Below are 21,507 nucleotides of genomic sequence, written 5' to 3' on the forward strand. Positions count from 1 at the left end.
GTTGCGTTCCTTGAAGGGCTTCGAGACAACGACTCGAAGCCCTTCAAATCCCACCCATCTCGAAGGTAGATTTGCCATGACCACTGTTGTACCTCCTGAAATAAGCAATCCGACTGTCAAAGTCGTGAAAATTCGCGGAGCCCGCAAGATCACGGGGCAGCGCATGCGATCCTCACTTCAAGAGACCGCTCAAGTCACCCTCACCCGCTATGCTGACGCTGCGGATCTGCTCGCTCTGGCTGCAGATATGAAGTCCGCAGCCGAGTCCGGCGCCCCACCGGTATCCATGAACGATTTGCTCCTCTATGCAGTGGCCCGCGCGTTGGGGAGGTACCCGGAAGTTAACGCGACCATAACTGAAGACGAAATTAGGCAGTATCCAAGCGTCGACTTGGGATTCGCCGTCGACAACGGAAAGAGCCTACTGGTCCCAGTTATACGCAGCTGCCACGAGCTGTCTATCTTCGACGTGGCCAGATGTAGCCGGGAACTTATCCGACGATGCCGGGAGGGACAGATAACCTTGCCGGAACTTTCCGGTGGGACTTTTACTGTTTCGAATTTGGGCAGCCTGGGGATTCACTGGTTCACGCCAGTACTCAATACTCCCCAAGTCGCCATCCTGGGAATCGGGGCTACACATCACGTCACTCCGGGCGGACCTGCGCTACTTCCACTATCGCTCACATTTGACCACCAGGCCCTGGATGGCATGGCCGCAGCCCGCGCCCTTGCTGGCATCGCAGAGGCCATACAAAATGTTAGGGGTCTCTCCGGGCTCAAAACTGAGAGCCCGGAACCGACCATCTAACCTGGCCGGGTCATGCACACACTAGCGTGCCGTGACGGACCTGAGTGGCCTAGCACCATCCATGCAGCCAGCAACTTCGACTTCCCCACCGTGCCACAGAGTGATGTGACGCCCCTTGGCCGGCAGTAGGGAATTCAATTTAGATAGTCGCTGCCACAGCAGGCAGCACCGACCGAAACGGAACCACTGGATGTTCAAAAACCCAACCGCACCAACCTACGATCGCCCAAGAACAGCGTCAGAATTTGGCCCGACAGTTAGGGTCGATGATTGGAGGATCCTTCCAGGCGCTGACATCGAGATCCGGCATGCATCCAATCCCCCCAGGCGCGGCCGTGTCGAGATGACGACCGATGACGGAAGTGTGCTTTGGCTAAGGCTAAGCCAGGACCATTCACGGCGCCTATTCGAAAAATCAGAGGGCTACGAAGTTTGGGTTTGTTCCACACAAGGTCGAACCAGAGCCAAGACAAAACGATCCCCCCTCACCGGCACCTAACCCCTTGGTCCCGAGCGCACTTGCGGAACCACCGAGATCTCCGAAATGACTATCCCCCAGACGTCCGGCGCTGAAGCCGGCGGCCTGGCGAGCCAGCCTGCCAAGCACCCGCTGAAACCCGGCACGTGGAGGGCGAAAGAACCGTGTGCTTGGGCGCCGCCGGGAATACCCGGATAGTTACCCGGTGAGGGACGGGACCGGCTGGAGGTGCAGCGCCTTGCAAACACGGCGGCATCTAATCCATATCGCCGAGCAAGCGGGGCCCGGCTCGGAAGCTTCTTGGAAACGATCAGGTCGGAAGCACGTGGTTACACCGGGTCCACGGATGCGGGTCCGCTGAGCACGCCTGCATACTGATCGGGCCGCAGTAGAGAGCCTGCCCCCAAGGCGGAATCAGCCTGTCCGAAGTCGCGGGTTCTAATGACCATTCGAACTCCGAGTTTCAAGCCCTCTAGCCTTTTCCCTCTTGTCAGCTGGATATCTCACGAATATGATTGTGCTCACATATGATACAACTTACCAGTTTCTCCCGAAGGTATGAGGTGGTTCCGTATGGCCGAAACACCAGCTGAACTGGAAGCACGGCTTGCCCAGAAGTATCGCCAGCCCAAAGCTGTGGAGCAGTTTGGCGTGGAGGTGATACCCGACGAGTTACGCACCGTTCGGTGGTGGGACATCTTCACCATCGTCCTCAACTTTCTTGTAAATCCAGGGACCATCACTATCAGTGGGTTACTTATCTCATCTGGCATGTCCCTGTGGGAGGCGACACTTGCTGGGATCTTGAGCGTTCTCGTGGGATTTTCTGCCTACCTTGTGGCCGCTACCGTGGGCAGCGACTATGCGATTCCCGGACTGGTCAGCATGCGGTCCGTTTTTGGCGTGCGTGGGGCGACCGTAACATCGGCATTGCGGGCCGTTTCCAGCGTCTATTGGTTCGCCTTCCAGACTGTCGCGGCCGCGACGGGTATCGCAGTTGTGCTGGAAGCGCTGCTCCACAGCAAGGTCGACGTGCTTTGGATCAGTGTCGGCTGTGCAATTTTGCAGCTGACCGTCTCAATCTATGGTTACAACGCGCTGATGAAACTCTCCCGCTTCGCATTCATCTTTAAGATCGTGTTCTCGGCCGTCATCGTCTACCTGCTTATGACCTTCCCTCATGATGGCTTCGCACCGCACCAGGCACTCACGTTCGGCGGCGCGAACGTCGACAAGACGTCACTGATCATCTTCTGGATGATCGCTTGGGGCACCTCGTGGTTCTCCAATTTCACGGATGCCGCTGACTTTTGCCGCTACACGCGGAGGCGGTCAGAGATGTGGATCGGAACCATCTCCGCCGCGATCGTGGGCCAGCTCATTTGTTCCTTCATAGGCGGCTATGCCGTCGCCGCAGTCCGCGGCGAAGCCCCAGAGGGCCCCCTGGGCGTAATTGTCGAGTCGACCCGCGGCGTCGGGTGGCTGCTGGCCCTCGTCCTGGCCTACATAGTGCTCGACGCCTGGATCATCAACGTGCAGAATCTCTACACTGCAGGCCTCGCACTGACCAGCATGTTCAAGAATCTGGGCAGGTTCTGGGGGACTCTCATCGTGGGGATTCTGGGCACCGCCCTTTCCACCAGCCAGCATTTGATCAGCGGGTTTGACGGCGCCATGGGACAACTCGGGAACCTGTTTGCGCCGATGGCTGGCGTCTTCATCGCGCACTACGTCATCGCCTCCAGATGGCGAATCGACGTCCCCGCACTATTCCGAGGGGAGGGCAGCCGTTACTGGTACTGGAACGGCGTCAACTGGCTAGCGCTAGCCAGCGTCGCAGTTGGGGTGCCTGTCAACGCCATGGTGCCCCAGGTGTACGCAAACATCATCATTTCGGCGCTGACATCCGGCCTCTTGTACCTCGCTGCCGTTGCCCTCCTGAGGCGTCGGGTGCCCGTGCTGGCCGCAGCGTTGGATTCCCTCGCACCTCGCGAGGAGCTTGTGCCGTCACCGGGACCGGCCAGCTTCCGAGTCCCGGACCACCACTAGATGATTTGAGAAGGAGGAACCTGGCCGGGTTAGGGGCTCTCGGCCCGAGGCCTTTCAGCACGGGCCGGTCCGGCCGGCCAAGATCTGCCCGGCGACCATTGACTTCCGAAGGACGAGCTGGCCCCTCGGGCGCTGTATTGCCTTCTGCTCGTATCGCCTAGGGCCTTCTTACTCCGGCGAACGCTGCCCATTCTCACTGAGAGCGTGGGGAAGCGTGGACAGCCAGTCGCCAATCCTGGTCATGTGCACGTCCACGGCATGTCGGGCAGCAGCGGGATCGCCCTCGGCAATCGCCCGGCTGATATCGCGATGATCCTGAACCGACTTTTGCAATTGGCCCTTCTGGGCGAAAGTGGCTCCGCGAGACTCACTCAGAAGATCGTTGAGTTCGTGAATAAGCCGAGGTAGCAACTCACCCTTCGACGCATCAGCGATGGCGAGGTGGAATGCACGGTCTCGTTCGGCGGCGTCGAGGCCGTCACCAGCGCTGGCAGCATGCTCGAACTCGCGTTCGGCCTCCTCGATTGCCCGAAGGTCATCTCGATCGCCGTGTCGCGCGGCCTCCTCGGCCGCAAGCGATTCAAGGGCGCCACGCACCTTGGTCAGTTCAATTAACTGCTCTCGGTGCAGTTCCAGGTATTTGGCAAATGACCCAGCATATCGCTCGCTGATGCTCTCCTGGACGAACGCGCCGCGTCCATGCTGAACGGTGATTACCTTCATCGCTTCAAGCCCGGCGATTGCTTCGCGCACGCTGACCCTACTGACGCCAAAAGTCTCGCACAGCTCGCGCTCCGAGGGTAGTGCGGATCCGGGTGGGTATTCACCACGCTCGATCGCCCCCAGCAACTGCTCCCGGATCTGCTGGGTCGGGCTGACGCGCTTGACCGATGTCAGAGCCTTGACTGACCGTCCCGTGGACTTCGCTGTCACGTCCGACTGTTCCTTTCGCCATGCCGCAAGCGGATACCGCCTCTGCCGTGCGGCCAGCCTACTACTCCTCTGATATCAGACCAAATGTTCCCACTCGGCGCGCCCCACGGCGTCCTCACCCTGGATGCTGGCTGCAATTGCCGCTGATGGATGGCTTGCCGTCGAGGCGGCTGCGAGCCGGTGGTCGTTGGGGTTGTTTAGGCCGAGCTGCTGGACGTCCGCGGGCCTTTTTGCCAACGCCAAAGTGATGGTCGACGGCTAACTAGAGCCTTTCGCCTAGCCCTACCCCCAGGACCACAGTCAGCAGTCGGCCATCACTCGCCAGCGATTCGGGTACGCGAGGGTAAGCACCTTAGATCTAAACGGGCAACGCCAGCTCGATGCGCAAGTTCACGACAGGCATTCTCAGCCGACAATCGCGTGGGATGACAATGCTCCGCAGGCTCCGCTAGCTCCCTAAAATCTGCGCCGGGACCGATCTACTACTACTTCGTAGAGCCTCGACGACTACACAGACATAGCCAGCCCGAAAACACTCGGTATTAGGGACTGAACTCTTACGTCGGAGTGCAACACCAGCTGGAGTGCGTAGTGACGCCAAGCCAACTCACATGCATGAGTAGATGTAGCCCGAAGAACAGACAAGCCAATGGCTGCAATCGGTCACTATAAAGAAGACTTTGGTGTGGAGAATGTCCCACCCCCTTTGGCCTGACAAAATATCGGCCGGCCCGGCCTCCTCACGCCAGAACGAGGCAAACCCAGGATCTTTGACGCAAGATCTCGAAGTCATGTTGCGCTCAGTCCTCCTACCCATGAAGAGGTGTAGGCCAAACATGACCTACCGGACGAACCAAGAGAGGAGCCTATAGCCCCAGTTCAGAGCACGCGAAGGGCCCACCAGCCACGGTCCTGAACCCGCTCCCCCACAACTTCACAGGTGACCCGCGGCGCCAGGCACACCCCGCGGCCAGTGTCAGAGGGACCTGACCACACGGAATGTACACACGTTAAAGCAAAAACCCCCTCTGACGAGGGGGTATGCCGTGCCCGATGTGGGGCTCGAACGGGATTCCAGGCTTTGGAAACACTGGGAAGTGGCGGAAACATGCGGAATCCGGGGCGATCCGATGGGCGTACGAGCCACTCCGAGGCGGAAAGTGTGGACAGTAGTGATGGAATTGCGTGTGTTGCGGAGTGGCTCGAAGTGTGGCTGACGCCCGCGTGAGGGTTGTCGTGACAATGATCTGTCCACCACAACACGGCCGCAGTAAACGCGACGGCCAGGTGGACATGACCTCATAGGAACTTGTTGCGAAGAGTCCCATTACTGTCTTGTCTGCCCACCCGGCCGGCGTGCCCTTTTCCCATCGCTTTCAAAGATCAGGGCAGATTCATCATGACAAAGGACTATCTGAAAGTCATCGCCGGGATCGACACCCACGCCGATACCCACCACGTCGGAGTCATCACCGACACCGGCCAACATCTGGCGGACAACGAATTCCCGGCAGCGGGAGCCGGCAATCAGGGAATCATCGACTTCATCACCGGCTTCGGTTCCGTTCTCGCCGCCGGTGTGGAAGGAACCGGCAGCTACGGCGCCGAACTCTCACGTGTGCTCACCCGAAAGGGCATCCGCGTGGTGGAAGTGATGCGCCCGAACCGGCAGGCACGCCGGCTGCGGGGAAAATCCGATCCACTCGATGCCTATCAAGCCGCAGAATCGTTGCTCTCCGGCAGGGCAGGCGTCACCCCGAAATCTCCCGGAACGGAGCAGTGGAATCCCTGCGGGTTCTGCGGGCCGAGCGTACAACCGCAATGCGGGCCCCGCGCTGCAGTGATGGCCCAGGTGAAACCGCGGCAGGTCATGTTTTCCCTGGCGAGGGCAAATCTGTCAGTAGGCCGTTCCATGATGGCTATGCGCCGGGCTTAGTCCGTCCGGCCCTCATTTGTTTCTGTTTCAGGGCCATCCGCCCAGCGGGAGTCGCGCCGGCGGAGCTCCTGCCGGGCGGGAGGTGTCCGTTCAGCGTTTGGATCCGCGGCTGGCGTTTAGTGGACTTTCCGGGTCAGTGCTGTCTTCGTCCTGTTTCCCATCGGCCCCTTTCCTTGGCCGGTCGGGTCCGGTTGTTGCCTTTACGTGAATGACGATGCTTTGTTCTGGATGGGTGGTGGGTATTTGCAGGCCGGAGATCTGCAAGACCGAGCCTGGAATCGCGAGGCCTTGGTGGGACCACCAAGCGGTTTCGACAAGTCCCGACGGGAGGTCGGCGGGGACTACCGGTGTTACGTTGTAGCTTCTGGCGGGATCGAGTCCACGCAGTCTCGCCCGGGCACTGGGTCTGGTTGCCGACCATGCCATGCTTGAGATGACAAAGAGTCCTTCGCTTCCGTCGGCTGCTGTGACACCGCTCAGCCAGGTGTCCTCGGCTGGGTCAGGGCCCCGCAGTGCCCGTCCGGAGGCGATGAGGGCACGATGCTGTTTGTAGGTTGCGATCCATCCGGCGAGGCTTTTCCGTTCATTCATGGTGGCTGAACTGAGGTCCCATTCGACGCCGTAGTGTCCCAGCAAGGCTGCGGCCCCCCGGAAGGAAAGGTCATGTGTTCGGCCCGTTGTGTGAGATCGGGGGGACCCAACATGGGCGCCCATGAGTTCGGGGGGAATGAGCTGGCCTGTCCAACGCATCAGGCGTTGCCGTTCGAGTGGGTCGATGCAATCAGAGACCCAGACACGGTCTGTCCGCTCGAGGATGCCAAGGTCGATGCGGCCGCCGCCGCCGGCGCAGGATTCGATTTCCAGGCCTGGAAACATGGATTTCAGTTCGTCGATCATGCGGTAGACGGCCAGGGTCTGATCGTGTCCGATAGGGGTTCCGCCCCGGATTTGGGAGCCTGCCTCCACGGCGTCCCGGTTGTGGTCCCATTTGAGGTAATCAATGGGGTATTCGGTCAGTAGGGCTTCGAGTTGGGATTTGATGTTCTTGTAGCATCGGGGATTCGTCAGGTCCAGCAGGTGTTGGTGTCGCTGCTCAATGGGCGGATCAGCCCTTGCGCTGGCAATCCACTCGGGGTTGGCTCGGGCCAGGTCGGAGTCGAGGTTAACCATCTCCGGCTCAACCCATAGCCCGAATTGCATTCCGTGGCCTTTGACGGCGTCGACAAGCGGATGCAGGCCCTGGGGCCAGGCTTGCTCGGATACGTTCCAGTCTCCCAGTCCGGTGCGTGCGTGCCGGCGGCCACCGAACCATCCGTCATCGAGAACGAATCGCTCGATGCCGATATCTGCGGCGAGATCAACGAGTTCGAGCAGCCGCGGCTCGTCATGGTCGAAATAGACTGCTTCCCAAACATTGAGTGTGACAGGTCGTGGCGTGGACACATGCTGTGGCCTGGCGCGGAGGTAGTCGTGGAAGCGGTGGGCTACTTGGTCCAGCCCGACACCGTAGGAGCCGTATATCCACGGAGTGAGGTACTCCTCGCCGTCCTGAAGGAGTATCTCCCCGGGCATGAGCAGTTCCCCGCCGCCCAGTAGGCGTTCGCCGGTATTTGCTTGTTCGGCAACGTGGACGTGGTTACCGCTCCAACCCGTGTGTACCCCCCATGCCTCACCCTGCTCAAAATCTGTTCCTGGTTCGATGGCGTGAAGGACATGGGCGGCATCGACGCCGGTGTTGCCCCGCCGGTTTTCCCGTAGGTGCTGACCGACGGCGAAGGGCTGACGCTGCACGATACGTTCCATTCCCCAGCGTCCTGCGAAGTCCAGGAGTTCGCTGGCCTGCCTTGGTACGGGAAGGCTGAGGTGCAGCTGTTGGACCTCCAGGGGATCGCCCCTGTTTGTGAGTTTTGCTCTGGTTCGCAGCAGCCCTGAGGAATGAAGTTCGACGTCGAGGTCGAGTTCGAGCGCGCTCTCATGGTCGGTGCTGTGGACTCTCAGCCGACCCGGACCGGTTTCGATCGCACCGGGGGTCGTGCAGGGCACACTGTTGATATCTACTGACGTCACGCTGAAATGATGTGCCCACTGGCGTCCTTGCCGGGACGCCAACAGGCCGGGACGACCGAGCCAGCCATTGCGGGCATCCGGCAGAAGCGAAGGTTCTCGCACGTTGGGCGAACACGAGTACGGGATGTGTGCAGAGCCTGCTATCCGGGCGGCGGCCACGCCGTCCTCGCCGAGGACGCCAAGATCGGCTCCCCAGTGCAGGATCACAGGTATACCCGGTTCGGTGAGGTCGATCAGGAGGGAGCATCCCTTGGCCCTGAAATGGATCGCTTCGGGAAGGGTACCCGTCACCGTCGTGGCGCTCACTTGGCAGCCACCGCCAACGTCTTGACCCCGGATGCCCCCGGATGGCTCGTCGAGCCCGCCGGACCTCGACCGGGGAGCTTGTCGCTAGCCTGGTGCGGGGCCCTGCACCGTCCGGGTTTACTACTTCCAGAGATCAGAATGGGGCCGTTGACGTTCTGTCGTTGACGATGAGGGGACATATCGTTCCTGTCGTTCCGGTACCTGCAGTTAAGGTGCCCGTTTACGGGCGATGGGCAGGGAGGCTGGGAGCCGCGCCTTGGTTTTGGCGTCGGCAGATGTTCAAGTGTTCGCTGGATGGCGGCTCACATGGCCGTGTTCGATGGTGAAACGCCGTCCTCGTCGTCCACCATCGGGCCGGCTGGGCATGGCATGCCGGATCGGGACGTGTGCCCAAGGGCGAACCACCGTGTACCTTGAGCTCGAGCTGCCGTTGGAACTGCTCGACGCCGGATCCACGTACCGTCCTAGGTGTGCCGGAGGGGCTCAGTTGTCACCCAGTTAGTTCTGGCTCCGCGGGCTCGCTCGACGCTTCTTCAGCAGGGATTCCGTCTGGGCAATGTGCGCAGCCATGGCGGTGGCGGCCGATGTTGGATCACGATCTACTATCGCGCTGGCGATGGCCCGGTGCCCGGCAGTGCTGTTGGCCCGCACGATTTCGCCTTCTTCACCATCGTAGATGTGGAAATGATCGCCGCGGGATCGGAAGACCCTGACCAGCGTTGAGAGCGTGGAATTGCCCTTAGCACGGCAGACTGCCTCGTGGAACCGGGAATCGAGCTCGGCATATTCGGTGGGATCGACCGCGGCCTCCATGCTGGCCACCAGCGCCATGAGCTCGGTCAAATCCTCGGGTGTGGCATTGGCGGCCGTTGTTGCTGCTGCGTGGGATTCAAGCAGTCGGCGGATCTCAAAAAGTTCCAGCAGCCTGTCCAGCGGGAGCAGGTCCACCAATAACGCAAAGTTTTGCAGGACCACGGTCGGGTCCAGGGAGGAGACGTAAGTTCCCGAGCCATGCCGGGATTCCATCACGCCCAGAGCCGACATCGCACGCACCGCCTCCCGCAGGGAACTGCGTGACACGCCTAGTTGGGCGGACAGTTCCGCCTCCGGCGGGCACTTCTGCCCGGCTGCAAGCTCGCCCGAGGCAATCTTGTTCCGCAGGCCCTCCATGGCCGTCTCGACTGCATTCAATTCGCCGCCTCCTTCGCTTCTAATGGGAGACTACACGCTCCCACCGCGACAAGAGCGCCAAATGAGCCTCTTGTCATACTTCATAACAAAGTCATCATATCACTATCCAAGAAAGTGCTCTCCAAAGAGCGCTATTCAACGACTTATCGCGAAAGTGATCCTATGACTTGGCTTAGTTGTCTGTTGTCTTTGGATGGGCCGTGATGTACGTTACTGATGTTCCCGTTACTCCCGAGCAAGGAAACGCTCATGTTGCCCTCGCCCCTCACGGCACCGCAGCCGATGATGACAGTCGACGGTCCGCCCTCGATATCCAACTGGACCCTCATGTCGTCGAAGGTTCATCTCACCCGCGGCCCCTACGGTTCGGTTCAGCACGCGGCCCAGCACCGGCTCACGACACGCCTGTATGAAAACCCGCGCGAATGGTTCCTAGGGCAGTTCGCGATGGTCGCCATTCACGAGGACTCACACGCGGTCCCGGCGTACATGTGGGAGGAACGGGACATAGAAACTGTTCTTCCCACCCTCGGCGGGCAGGGTGTCCCGCGAATTTCCGTTCTGCCGTACGGCTCACCCGCGGGCTACGGAATTTTCGCCGAGCAGGCTGTCCCCGAGTTGGTACGGCTAGACCGCACCAACTGAGCACCACCATCGCCGCTCCGCCAAGCCGGCGCGGCGACCACTTTCCACGAACAAGTCAGTCAATGGAGGATCCCCGTGAAATCCAGATTCATCACATCCGCCGCAGTGGGCCTAGCGGCCGTCCTGGCACTTGCCGGCTGTAGCGGCGAGCAACCGGCAAGCAATGGCCAGGTCACCCTGAAGATGGTCGAAAGCCTCACCAACCCAACCCGCACAGAGACCATCAAAAAAATGATCTCCGGCTTCGAAAAAGAAAATCCCAACATCAATGTGGACCTGATCTCGCCGCCCACAGAACAGGCCGACCAGAAGATCCAGCAAATGCTTCAGTCCGGCAAAGGGGTCGACGTCGTCGAGACCCGCGACACCACGGTCGGATCATTCGGCGCCAACAAATGGCTGTACGACATGACCGCAGACCTCAAAGACTGGGACGGTTGGAAGGACCTGACAGACAACGCAGTCCACTATTCCAAGCAGGACGGCAAGACCTACTACATTCCCTACGGCTTCTACGGCCTGTCCCTGTTCCACCGCACCGACTTGGCAAAGGATGCCGGATTCTCCGGTCCACCGGCCAGTTGGCCCGACCTGCTAACCCAGGCCACCGCGCTTAACCAGCCCGACGACGGCAAGTTTGGCTACGCCTTCCGGGGCGGCCCCAACGCCAATTCCACCGCCATCACCATCATCGGGGCGTACGTAGCCGATGAAGTCGACAAGGAAAACGCGTTCAGGCTGAGCAGCGGCAAGACAATCTTCTCCTCGCCCAAGGCACAGGAGGCCATGGACCTCTACCTCGAACTGTTCAAGAAGGGTTCCCCCCCGTCCTCCGCGGCCTGGGGCTACCCCGAAATGGTGCAGGGTTTCAGCAACGGCTCGACGTCGTTCCTGCTGCAGGATCCCGAAGTCATCGCCACCGTCCGAGAGTCCAAGGCCATCACCACCGGGCAGTGGAACGTAGCACCTATGCCCGTCGGCCCCGGCGGCAAAGCCCTCCAGCCCGTAGGTACCGCAGGCTGGGGCGTCGCCGCCACTTCCAATCTCAAGCCCGAGGCCGTGAAGCTGGTCAAATACCTCACCGAGGGCGACGCTGCCACCACCTTCACCAAGGAGAACAGCCTGGTGCCGATTCTGAAGTCCGCGGCACAGGACAGCTTCTACAGCACCGGACCTTGGGCCGCATACCTCACCATGACCCAAAACCCGCAGACATACATCCCCGTCGTCCAGCCCCGCGGGGTGTCCTGGTGGGCCGAGTGGATCAAGAAGGCCGACAGCGACATTCAGGGCGTCTTGTCAGGGAAGCTGTCCACCGCTGAGCTGCTCGCCAGCTGGGACACCTACTGGACTGAAAAGACGGCAGGCTAGCCAACAATGACTCTCGAAATTGAGCACGCGGCGGCGCGTCCCTCCCCACGTCGGGACGCGCCACCCGGGGCGAGCAACAAGAATCTAAACAAGAGGCCTTTCAATTCCAAGACTGCGCTGACGCTGTTGGCCTTCCTGGGGCCTGCAGCGGTCTTCGTCGGCATCTTCACCTACTATCCGATGATCGCCGGAAGCCAAATGGCGTTCCGACATTGGAACCTTAACGACCTCTCCGACACCTCTTGGGTGGGGTTCGGGAATTTCCAAAGCCTGTTCGATGCCCCGGAGTTCTGGGGCATCGTGCGCAACACAGTTGTCTGGGTGGTTGGTTCTCTTGCGCCGCAGGTGGTGATCGGCTTCGCCGTCGCGCTCTTCCTGAAGCGGCGCTTCCGGATGCGCGGCACCTACCAGGCCTTCCTCTTCTTCCCCTGGGCCGTGTCCGGGTTCCTGATCGGCATGCTGTTCCGTTGGATGTTCAACGCCGAGTTCGGCGTGGTCAACGATCTGCTCATGAAGGCCGGGCTGATCGAATCCCCCATCCCGTGGCTGGCGGAACCAGGCTTTGCCATGACGGCCATCGTCATCGCCAACATCTGGTACGGCGTGACCTTCTTCGCCATCATGATCCTCGCCGCCCTGCAGTCCGTCTCTGACGAGATGTACGAGGCAGCGGCGATCGACGGTGCAGGTAAGGTGCGGACCTTCTTCAACATCACTCTTCCCAGCATCGCCACCACGCTGGCCCTAACGATCCTGCTGCGGGTCATCTGGATCTTCAACTTTCCCGACATCATCTTCGCGATGACAGGCGGCGGACCGGCCGACCAGACGCACATCATTACCACCTACATGATCAAAATTACGCAGGAGGGCGACTACGGCAAGGCATCGGCCCTGGGCCTGATCGTCGTCGTCACCCTCATGCTCTTCGCCGCCTTCTACCTCATGACGGTCCGACCCCGAAAGGCGCAGAAATGATCAACCGAGCAAGCATCGCCGGGCGCATCGGCAAGGTCGTCTTCCTTTCACTGTGCCTGCTGGTCACCGTGTTTCCGTTGTACTGGATCATCATCACATCATTGAAGGAACCGGGGGCGATCTACTCGCTACCGCTGGACTACTGGCCGCGCCAGCTATCCCTGGAGAACTACATCGGCCTCTTCACCAAGTCGGACTTCGGCCAGTACATGATCAACAGCCTGATCGTGGCCACCGTTGCGTCCACCGCGGCCACCTTGATCTCGCTGCTGTCCGCCTACGTGTTGGCCCGCTTCGAGTTCTCCGGCCGCGGCGCGGTCATGGGCGCGTTCCTGGTGACCCAGATGATCCCCGGCTTCATAGCGCTGGGCCCGCTGTACCTGATGATGAGCGACTTTGGCCTCGTGGATTCCAAGACGGGGCTGATTCTGATTTACATCGCGATCTGCATCCCTTTCTGCACCATCATGCTGCGCGGGTTCTTCGAGAACGTCCCCGATGCACTGGAGGAGGCGGCCATGATCGATGGCTGTTCCCGCGTAGGTGCACTGTTCAGGGTGCTGGTCCCCGTGATGCTGCCAGGCGTGGCCGCGAGCTTCGTGTTCAACTTTGTGAATTGCTGGAACGAGCTCTTCCTGTCGGTGACCTTGATGAACAGCGACGCCAACAAGACAATCCCGACGGCACTGGCCGGGTTCATCTCCAGCTTCAACATCGATTGGGGTTCCATGTCAGCTGCCGCAGTGCTGACGGTGGTGCCGACCTTGGTCATCTTCGCCTTCGCCAGCAAGTTCATCGTCCAAGGACTCACGGCGGGCTCAGTCAAGGGCTAGCTAATCATCCTTCCTTCCAAAACCTTCCACCCAAATTGACGGCGCGAACCCATCAATAGCGAGAGACAAGGGCAAAGGCCAGGATTCGTCCTGGTCTTTGCCCTTGTCGCTAGCGAACCTATTAGCTCTCTCCACCCCTGAAGCTGACTGGGTGTCGGGCCAGCAGGAAGAAGGCGCTTCCCCGGCCAAGCAGCGAAGCGCATACCTCAGACGCAAGAAAGACCCTTACGGAACGGGCACTGAGCGGTGTGGCGGGCAGCCGACGGAGGATCCAAATCGATCCATGGGAGAGACCACGGAATCAGCCGAGAAACGTCGTCTCTGCAATGTTCTGCTGGCACCGCTGGGAACGGTCATCTGCAGCGGGCCCGTGTCCCAGTTGATTACGCCGTGCGCGTCGATGACACGGCCAAGACCACATTGAAACCCACTCGGGCGACCGTTATTACTGAACTCTCCTCGCGCAATGACTCTGCACACGCAGCGCTTCAGGATCCGCGTCATGTCGCTACGGCCACTCCCATGCATGAATAGGTGTAGGCGGAATAAGGGAGAAGCCAATGGCCGGAATCAGGCTCAACAAAGGAGATTTAAGTGTGGACAATGTCCACACCCCCTTTGGCCTGACAAAGCCTTCCCCAGCTAAGCCTCTTCACCTCAGGAACGAGCCGAAACCAGGATCTTTGACGCAAGTTCCCAAAGTCATGTTGCGCACAAAGCACCTACCCATGAAGAGGCGTAGGACAACCACGACCTACCTGACGAACCAGGAGAGGAACGCATAACCCCAGATCACAGCCAGCGGAGGGCCAACCTGCCAAGACCCTGAACCCGCTTCCCAACAACCAAACAGGCGACCCGCGGCGCCAGGCACACCCCGCGGCCAGTGTCAGAGGGACCTGACTAAACAGAATGTACACACGTTAAAGCAAAAACCCCCTCTGACGAGGGGGTATGCTGTGCCCGAGGTGGGACTCGAACGTGATTCCCGGCCTTGAAAACACGGGGAAGTGGCGGGAACATGCGGAATCCGGGCCAGTCCGATGGGCGTACGACCCAGTCCGGGGCGGAAAGTGTGGACAGTAATGATGGAATTGGGTGTGTTGCGGTGTGGCTCGAAGTGTGGCTGACGCCCGCGTGAGGGTTGTCTTGACAATGATCTGTCCACCACAACACGGCCGCAGTAAACGCGACGGCCAAGTGGGCATGACCTCATAGGAGCTTGTTCCGAAGAGTCCCACTACTGTCTTGTCTGCCCACCCGGCCGGCGTGCCCTTTTCCCATCGCTTTCAAAGGTCAGGGCAGTTTCATCATGACAAAGGAATATCTGAAAGTCATCGCCGGGATCGACACCCACGCCGATACCCACCACGTCGGAGTCATCACCGACACCGGCCAACATCTGGCGGACAAGGAATTCCCGGCAGCGGGAGCCGGCTATCAGGGGATCACCGACTTCATCACCGGCTTCGGTTCCGTTCTCGCCGCCGGTGTGGAAGGAACCGGCAGCTACGGCGCCGAACTCTCACGCGTGCTCACCCGAAAGGGCATCCGCGTGGTGGAAGTGATGCGCCCGAACCGGCAGGCACGCCGGCTGCGGGGAAAATCCGATCCGCTCGATGCCTATCAAGCCGCCGAATCGGTGCTCTCCGGCAGGGCGGGCGTCACCCCGAAATCCCGGGACGGTGCAGTGGAATCCCTGCGGGTGCTGCGGGCCGAGCGTGCAACCGCAATGCGGGCCCGGGTTGCGGTGATGGCCCAGGTGAAAACGATCCTGACAACCGCACCGGAGACCATCCGCGCCAGATACCGGTCCATGACGAGCCCGGCGTTGATGGCCGCGTTAGAAAAGACGCGACCCTCCGGCGCCCCATCCGAGCCCCTGACCAGCACCGCGACCGTGCTGAAGCGGCTCGCCGTCCGCTACCGGCACCTGCACCAGGAGCTCGCACTGATCGACGCCGAACTCGACACCGTCCTTACCCTCCACGCACCAATGCTGCGCCACATTCAGGGCGTCGGCACCGACGTCGCCAGCCAGCTCCTCGTCACCGTAGGAGACAACCCCGAACGCGTCACCACCGAGGCGAAGTTCGCCGCCCTCGTCGGCGTCGCCCCGATCCCCGCCTCCTCAGGCAAAACGACCCGGCACCGACTAAGCCGCGCCGGTGACCGACAGGCCAACAAAGCCATCCACCGCGTAGTGCTCGTCCGAATGCGCTATGACAACCAAACCCGGGCCTACGTGGCCAGGCGACGCCAGGAAGGCAAAGGAACCAAAGAAATCATGCGCTGCCTCAAACGCTACGTCGCCCGCGAAATCTATAACCAGCTCCAACACCCGCGTCCCGCTCCCGACGCCGCCACCCTCCGGAAAGCACGCGCAACCAAAGGATTGACCCTTCAAGAAGCAGCCGATGCCCTGAGCGTCTGGCCCACCACACTGTCCCGTCTGGAACGAGGACTTTCCCACGACAGCGACGTCCACCACCGCTACGAGACCTGGCTCAACAACCAATCCACCGCACACGCGCAGACACCCTATCCACCGGTGAACCGGGCGCTTCCAACCTGACCGTGGACACCGAAGCCCCGGGGTCAAGGGCGGCCCCCGGCCGTCGCGCAGCGATCGCGGCAGCGACCCTTGAGGCCGGAGTGGAGGCCACGGTAACCTACACGGCGCCTAGTCCAGCGACCATTGACAACAATAGGAGCATCACTGTCCACACCCCTCTTGCCAATTCTGACGGGACTAACACGACACGGGATGCCGGGAAGGTCCCCACCGAAAGATTCTGCGGTTCAGAGCCGCCCGCAGCAACCCGTACCCGCACTTCCAAGATCGAGCCGGATACCAACCGCAGGGATGGACCCCGCAGTACCCGTTGCCTGAATCTACGACTCACGCCAATAAGGCCGCCCTTTCGCCAGGGCGTTCCGCACGGTTTGAACGGATACGGACAAGACAAGGCCCTCCAACCCAGCGTTCTCGCAAGTCAAAGGAGCCTTCACCGTGGGCCAAACCGACCCTGATGCGAAGAATTCGCAAAAGAGGTCGCAAGAATTCGCGCCTACAGCAGTCGAAACCAGAGGTTAAACGAGGCTGTTCCTTGACTTACCATGAGCGACGGCGCGGTGTTCATTAAGCCCAAAATCACCTACCTCAGCCCGAACCCTTCCTGAATTCTTTGAGATTCTTCATCATGCCCGCGCGCATCGTCTTCGTACCCCTTGGCAATCTCACGCAGGAGCCGTGCGGTCTTGGGCCACTCATCGACAAGCTCGGCGGCGTAGTCGCGGTATTCCTTCGCAAGTACTCGCTCTTGTTCGCCTCCCTCCGTCAAGCTACGCGATGTAGCACCTCGCTTATTGAAGATACCGACCTTGAAATTCCGGTTGATCACTTCGCTACTCTGGCCCTCGAGGAAATTTCGCACTGGGACGCATGGCCAGATCGAGTCTTGGGCATCAATCTTGGCCCGGGCGAGAACTATACCGATATGGGCCTCTCCAACGTCGAGACGACCTGATTCCTCGAGAAGCCGGCGAACGTCCTCGACCCATTGAAACAGCGCGGTCTCGTCAACGATTCCGTCGTTGGGATTAGATCCCGGGATCATCGTCCAGCGGTCCAGGAGATGCCACGCGTTCGAGGACACATTTTCAGGGACCTTGGGTTCCTCCTCCTCATCGCCCCTGCGATAGAGGAAGCTGATCATCTGGACAAAGAAGTCAGCTGAACCAGCCAACAAAGACTCAAGCGCTCGGATGCTCGCAGACTCGTCTAAAGCAGGGAGCAGGTTCCACTGCAAAAGCCCAAGCCGCCGCACGTCGATCGCGTCGTCTCGTTCGACATAATCGAGTAAGGCACCGATATCGTACTGCGAAAGAACTCCGGTCTCAGGATCCTCGGACGAAAAGGCATCAATCAGATCCAGGATTAGCTCAGGATCCAGCTTGACCTTGCCGCCATGGGAATACATCGCCATCAAATCCAGAGCAGCCGCATATCGCTTATGATTTCCGAGACGGCGAGCAGTCTCGTTCACAAGCTGAAATTGACCGCGTCCATGGGTCTGGAATTCCTCCCAGTAGTGTTGGCTGACCTGCTCACCCAACTGCTCCAAGGCTTCCCACGCGCTCGGGAGATCGTCAACGATTCGCAAGATCCGAGCCGCGAGAAGCGGCGGTTCAGTATGGCGCTTGGCCAATGCCACGATTGCTTCGTCGCCCTCCTTGGCAAGTTGCGCGATCGCGGCGTGCGCAAACTCCGTGACCCCTGCACGTTCGTCGACGATGAGAGGGGCTAGGGTGTCGCCGTCGAGATCTACGTTTGAAGATTGAGTGATTGCATGGCCGACGGACCACGGCCTCCTTACCGTGGCGGCCAAGTCAAGCAACCCATGGAGGCCACTCTGTGCGAACACTTCCTCGGCAGCGGCGGTCTGCCGACGTTGAAGTTCCCGGTCGTACTCTTCATAGTTGTCTCTACGTGAGATGTCACCCAATTCCGGGTGGTCATCAAAGAGCCATGAGACCTGCTCCTCTCGCCTTGCAGGTTTGAAAAGCTCAGCAACCTGGTCGAGGGACCCTAGGGTTGCCTCGTCGAGGGCCCACTGGGAGTCGCTGTACTCGCGATGCCGCCGGATAAACGAGGTCAGCTCCTTCCAGACGGCCTCTGAGTCCGTTTCGTCCAATGTTCCGTCTCGGCCGAACTCCGCGAATAGTCTCAGTAGCCGATCGCGCGGCTCACTGCTCAAGTCATCGATCTTCGAGACGAGGTCGACGAGCCGACTTGGCTCCTGCCGCGCGAGCTGAATACCTAGGTCGACAATTCGGCTGACCGAGTCCACGTAGTCGGGCATCGATACGTTCGACTCGGTGGCCCGTTCCTTCCAATCATGGAACTCCGGGCCACCGGATACTGTTACGAACCCATGCCGGCCAGGGAAGAGGGCAAGTAAGAGCTTCCAAGCCTCGGCCGGATTGCTCTTGACGAACTTGGACAGGACCGTATTCCGCGACTTCAGAGACGCGGAAGTCTGCGGCCGCCACGGAAGGAAGAGCCCTGCGAGTACCCCCGTCGGGTGGTTTGATATCGAGTCATTCGGCGCCTTGGCCGCCAAGAGCATGATGAGCTGCGAGGCCTCACTAAAGTACACCGGAGACCACGCTAGAACTTCAAGGGCCCACTGTAGGTAGACATGTGGGCTAGTTGGAGACAGGAACGTGCGTTCAGAGTCAGGGAACATGCCAACACTGAGCGCGCCGCCAGGCTCCAGCGCCGCTTCAACCGCTTCAAGAAGGAAGTCGGGCGCAGCCTCGGCCAGAAGTGAGAGCACGTCAAGAAGCGACTCCCACACCTTGCCGGTCTTGTCTTCGTTGGCTCGTTGGAGGAGAGCCCTGACCATCAGCTGCGCCCAGCCGCTCAGACTCTGTCCACCTACTACACGGTTGGCGTCGCCCTCCAACGAACCAAATTGAGCGAGCGTTGCGGCCAGGCCCTTCCGAAGATCCGAGGAGTGGTTCCTGACCTTTCCGTGGATAGCAGCCTTCCATCGCTCGTCTCTTGGCAATTCGAGCTTCGGGTCAACGGCGCCGAGAATCTCCTGCACGACGGCTTCGACCGACGTCAGATCATCCGCCGTGACCTTAGCGACGACCTGACCTATATGGAGTCTTGGCGGTCAAATATCTTCCACGCTGAACCAACTCGGGTGAATATCGGCGCAGCTCCGTCAAGCAACGCGTTCGTCGCCTTCTGAAAGGCCTCAACACTGCCGGCGACGCGCTCGACGGCCGCGACATCACCGGGCGACCTGAGGTTCCACGACCCCAGCATCCACGATCTGCGTGCGATGGAATCGTCCGCGAAGGCCCTGACTACGACGGTTGCCGCGCTCGACACACCCGTTAGCCGCCGCTTATAGAGTGGGACGCTCTTGTTGATCGCCCGGGCCAGGACGCTCACCCGGTCATCTTCTACGCCAAGGCTCTTGAGGATCTTCTCGGCCTCTCCGATAGGGGTTCCCCGCAGCTCGAAGTCCCCCGTCGTTCCGGACGAGCTATGCAAGATGATGTGATGACCGTTTACGAGGTCGGCCCGTCGCACGAGTGACTCCTCAAACGGGACAAGAAGCAGTAGCCCTTCCGTCTCGCCCAGGTAAGCAAGAGCTCCTGGATCGAAAACGACCAGCGTCCGATCCAGAATGTCTTGCCTGATCACTGGGTCTGCCTTGTGCACAACAGCGGCCACAAAGCTCAACACGTCGTCTGGATCGGGTGCGGCAATCCACAGATGCCGTGCGGGCTCCTCAGTTATCGCCGTAAGCAGCCGGGCCGCTTCCTCGGTTCTACCCGCCGTGAGCAGTTCAGGAGTGAGGAGCCCCCGTGTGCCACTCGTGAAGTTCTCCCACCACTTGATAAGGCTCTGAACTCCATTAGCAGGAACTCCGATCTCCTCCGAAAAGCGGACATGAGTCCGCGGCGACCGTTCCAAAGCGGCATACAGGTCAGAAGCTGTCCTCACCTGTACGCTCTTCCAGTCATTGAGCGCTGTCTTTTCTTGGGCCCATTTACGCCCGTTGGCCCAGCAGTGAGGAGTCACAAAGACGAACGTCGTATCGGATGGGTTGACGCCATAAGGCTCCTTCGTTCGCGTCTCATAGTCGGCGTCAGCTTTACCTTTGGGGTTGCCGCCGACGCCGAACTCCCAGACGCTCTTCCCCTCTGGAACAAAGGGAGTCTGAACGGGCGAATGGACGACTCCGTCATAGCCAGACAGATTAACGTGCTCATCACCGGGCATGACCAATTCCTGAACATCGGGAACCAAGTCCGCGACAAGATTTCGAACAAGATTCGGAAGTCGCGACTGCGCCTGTTGCGTCTCGCCCCACTGTTCAATTTGGATCTGGCTGGCAAGATGCGGCAATCGATGACTCACTGAATACCCCCTGTTGACGTCGCTACGTTTGAATAGACTGGTGGGCATCAGAGTACCGGCGAGTACCGACAATCATGAGATACCCGCGGAGGGCTATTGGGGCCTCGTTAAGGCAAAAGCCCCCTCTGACGAGGGGTTTGCTGTGCCCGAGGTGGGACTCGAAGTGCGTTCCAAGCCTTGCGAACACTGGGCACACCCGAAGACATCCCGACTACGGCCCATTCCGATACCAGTCTGGCCGAGTCTGACGGGCGCCAAGTGTGCTCAGGCCTCTTCTGAAAGGTGAGGCAGGATTACCGTTCCACCAAATGCTTCGAGATCACGGCGGCGGAATCCCGGAGTTCGATGTTGCCTGCAGCAACTCGGACCACCAGGTCGAAGCCCTCGTCAGTCGTGAAGTCATGGCGGTAGCCGTTGATCCACAACAGCAGGACCATGAGCGTCCAGGCGGTGCGCTTGTTGCCGTCAATGAGCGGATGGAAACGGGCCACAGACTCAAGCAACGCGGCCGCCTTCATCGCCAATTCAGGATACGCCTCAGAGCCCATGACTGTTGTCGCGGGCCGGGCCAGGGCCGAGGCGAGCAAGCCAACATCACGGATGTGGAACCCGTACCGGTCGATTACTTGCAGCGCATCCTCAATGTCTAGGTACGCGGTCACGCGTCCTCAAGCCGCGTCAACAGCTCGGCGTCATGGCTCATGACGAACTCCAAGCCCTCGCTGATCTCACTCCGGCGCGCGTGGCGCTGCAGGATCAGTTCGGCACCCTGAAGCAGCAACGCCGACTTGGAGGTATGTTCCTCGGCCGCGAGCTTCTCAAGCCTGCGATCGAGGTCTTCCGGGACGCGAAGATTCATTGCCATATCCACATGGTACCAAAACGGTACAAAGGATTGACTTAGGGGCTGATAATCCACACGACCGTCTCGCGAATGCGCTCCGAGTGCACCAGCCATGTCAC

16 protein-coding genes are annotated in these 21,507 nt (G+C 60.2%); 8 read left to right on the plus strand and 8 right to left on the minus strand.

Annotated elements, in window-relative coordinates; all coding sequences use genetic code 11:
* Positions 1-76 precede the first annotated feature (76 nt).
* Together LN996_RS14550 and LN996_RS14555 are read left to right on the plus strand one after the other, a co-directional pair.
* Positions 77-811 (plus strand): 2-oxo acid dehydrogenase subunit E2, encoded by a 735-nt coding sequence (locus LN996_RS14550; RefSeq protein WP_231341078.1) that lies wholly within the window; start codon positions 77-79, stop codon positions 809-811.
* 1,051 nt (positions 812-1,862) lie between these two features.
* Complete coding sequence (locus LN996_RS14555) at positions 1,863-3,338, plus strand: cytosine permease (RefSeq protein WP_231341079.1); 1,476 nt, start codon at positions 1,863-1,865, stop codon at positions 3,336-3,338.
* 168 nt (positions 3,339-3,506) lie between these two features.
* Here LN996_RS14555 and LN996_RS14560 read toward each other — a convergent pair whose 3' ends face one another.
* Both LN996_RS14560 and LN996_RS14565 read right to left on the minus strand, forming a co-directional pair.
* A complete protein-coding gene (locus LN996_RS14560; protein ID WP_231341080.1) occupies positions 3,507-4,271 on the minus strand; it encodes a FadR/GntR family transcriptional regulator in 765 nt (254 codons plus the stop codon).
* A 75-nt stretch (positions 4,272-4,346) separates the two neighbouring features.
* Positions 4,347-4,508, minus strand: coding sequence for a hypothetical protein (locus LN996_RS14565; RefSeq protein ID WP_231341081.1), 162 nt, complete (start codon positions 4,506-4,508; stop codon positions 4,347-4,349).
* Positions 4,509-5,670: 1,162 nt separating this feature from the next.
* On the opposite strand from LN996_RS14565, the gene LN996_RS14570 reads away from it, so the two are divergent.
* Positions 5,671-6,207: an IS110 family transposase gene (locus tag LN996_RS14570; protein ID WP_231341082.1), complete on the plus strand. Its 537-nt coding sequence runs from the start codon at positions 5,671-5,673 to the stop codon at positions 6,205-6,207.
* Positions 6,208-6,297: 90 nt separating this feature from the next.
* Here LN996_RS14570 and LN996_RS14575 read toward each other — a convergent pair whose 3' ends face one another.
* On the minus strand, positions 6,298-8,580 hold the full coding sequence (locus LN996_RS14575) for an alpha-galactosidase (RefSeq protein WP_231341083.1): 2,283 nt from the start codon (positions 8,578-8,580) through the stop codon (positions 6,298-6,300).
* 498 nt (positions 8,581-9,078) lie between these two features.
* A complete protein-coding gene (locus LN996_RS14580; protein ID WP_231341084.1) occupies positions 9,079-9,771 on the minus strand; it encodes a FadR/GntR family transcriptional regulator in 693 nt (230 codons plus the stop codon).
* A gap of 249 nt (positions 9,772-10,020) precedes the next feature.
* Here LN996_RS14580 and LN996_RS14585 point away from each other — a divergent pair, with 249 nt between their 5' ends.
* The 5 genes from LN996_RS14585 (at position 10,021) to LN996_RS14605 (ending at position 16,173) form a co-directional block, all read left to right on the plus strand.
* The gene (locus LN996_RS14585; protein ID WP_231341085.1) at positions 10,021-10,416 is read left to right on the plus strand and encodes a hypothetical protein; all 396 of its coding nucleotides are present in this window, start codon (positions 10,021-10,023) and stop codon (positions 10,414-10,416) included.
* 75 nt (positions 10,417-10,491) lie between these two features.
* On the plus strand, positions 10,492-11,787 hold the full coding sequence (locus LN996_RS14590) for a sugar ABC transporter substrate-binding protein (RefSeq protein ID WP_231341086.1): 1,296 nt from the start codon (positions 10,492-10,494) through the stop codon (positions 11,785-11,787).
* Between the two features lie 6 nt (positions 11,788-11,793).
* Entirely contained in the window at positions 11,794-12,765 is a 972-nt protein-coding gene (locus tag LN996_RS14595) for a carbohydrate ABC transporter permease (protein WP_231341087.1), read from the plus strand.
* Positions 12,762-13,598 carry a carbohydrate ABC transporter permease gene (locus tag LN996_RS14600; RefSeq protein ID WP_231341088.1) on the plus strand — a complete coding sequence of 279 codons (837 nt, stop codon included), beginning with the start codon at positions 12,762-12,764 and terminating at the stop codon, positions 13,596-13,598. Before LN996_RS14595 ends, LN996_RS14600 begins: the two co-directional genes overlap by 4 nt.
* Positions 13,599-14,910: 1,312 nt before the next feature.
* Positions 14,911-16,173: an IS110 family transposase gene (locus LN996_RS14605; protein ID WP_231341089.1), complete on the plus strand. Its 1,263-nt coding sequence runs from the start codon at positions 14,911-14,913 to the stop codon at positions 16,171-16,173.
* A 583-nt stretch (positions 16,174-16,756) separates the two neighbouring features.
* Here LN996_RS14605 and LN996_RS14610 read toward each other — a convergent pair.
* The 4 genes from LN996_RS14610 to LN996_RS14625 form a co-directional block, all read right to left on the minus strand.
* Positions 16,757-19,213, minus strand: a complete 2,457-nt coding sequence (locus LN996_RS14610) for a hypothetical protein (protein WP_231341090.1) — start codon at positions 19,211-19,213, stop codon at positions 16,757-16,759.
* Between the two features lie 53 nt (positions 19,214-19,266).
* Positions 19,267-20,406, minus strand: a complete 1,140-nt coding sequence (locus LN996_RS14615; RefSeq protein WP_231341091.1) for a hypothetical protein — start codon at positions 20,404-20,406, stop codon at positions 19,267-19,269.
* A 431-nt stretch (positions 20,407-20,837) separates the two neighbouring features.
* Positions 20,838-21,206: a type II toxin-antitoxin system death-on-curing family toxin gene (locus tag LN996_RS14620; RefSeq protein WP_231341092.1), complete on the minus strand. Its 369-nt coding sequence runs from the start codon at positions 21,204-21,206 to the stop codon at positions 20,838-20,840.
* A complete protein-coding gene (locus LN996_RS14625) occupies positions 21,203-21,409 on the minus strand; it encodes a ribbon-helix-helix protein, CopG family (protein ID WP_231341093.1) in 207 nt (68 codons plus the stop codon). Before LN996_RS14625 ends, LN996_RS14620 begins: the two co-directional genes overlap by 4 nt.
* Between the last annotated feature and the right edge of the window lie 98 nt (positions 21,410-21,507).

Source organism: Arthrobacter sp. AK01 (genome assembly GCF_021109375.1).
GTDB lineage: Bacteria > Actinomycetota > Actinomycetes > Actinomycetales > Micrococcaceae > Arthrobacter.

What these genes read in the sequence shown, in the direction of transcription:
- LN996_RS14550 (WP_231341078.1), top strand. Translation starts at nt 77, where the DNA reads ATGACCACTGTTGTACCTCCTGAAATAAGCAATCCGACTGTCAAAGTC.
- LN996_RS14555 (WP_231341079.1), top strand. Translation starts at nt 1,863, where the DNA reads ATGGCCGAAACACCAGCTGAACTGGAAGCACGGCTTGCCCAGAAGTAT.
- LN996_RS14570 (WP_231341082.1), top strand. Translation starts at nt 5,671, where the DNA reads ATGACAAAGGACTATCTGAAAGTCATCGCCGGGATCGACACCCACGCC.
- LN996_RS14585 (WP_231341085.1), top strand. Translation starts at nt 10,021, where the DNA reads ATGTTGCCCTCGCCCCTCACGGCACCGCAGCCGATGATGACAGTCGAC.
- LN996_RS14595 (WP_231341087.1), top strand. Translation starts at nt 11,794, where the DNA reads ATGACTCTCGAAATTGAGCACGCGGCGGCGCGTCCCTCCCCACGTCGG.
- LN996_RS14600 (WP_231341088.1), top strand. Translation starts at nt 12,762, where the DNA reads ATGATCAACCGAGCAAGCATCGCCGGGCGCATCGGCAAGGTCGTCTTC.
- LN996_RS14605 (WP_231341089.1), top strand. Translation starts at nt 14,911, where the DNA reads ATGACAAAGGAATATCTGAAAGTCATCGCCGGGATCGACACCCACGCC.
- LN996_RS14615 (WP_231341091.1), bottom strand. Translation starts at nt 20,406, where the DNA reads ATGCCCGGTGATGAGCACGTTAATCTGTCTGGCTATGACGGAGTCGTC.
- LN996_RS14625 (WP_231341093.1), bottom strand. Translation starts at nt 21,409, where the DNA reads ATGGCAATGAATCTTCGCGTCCCGGAAGACCTCGATCGCAGGCTTGAG.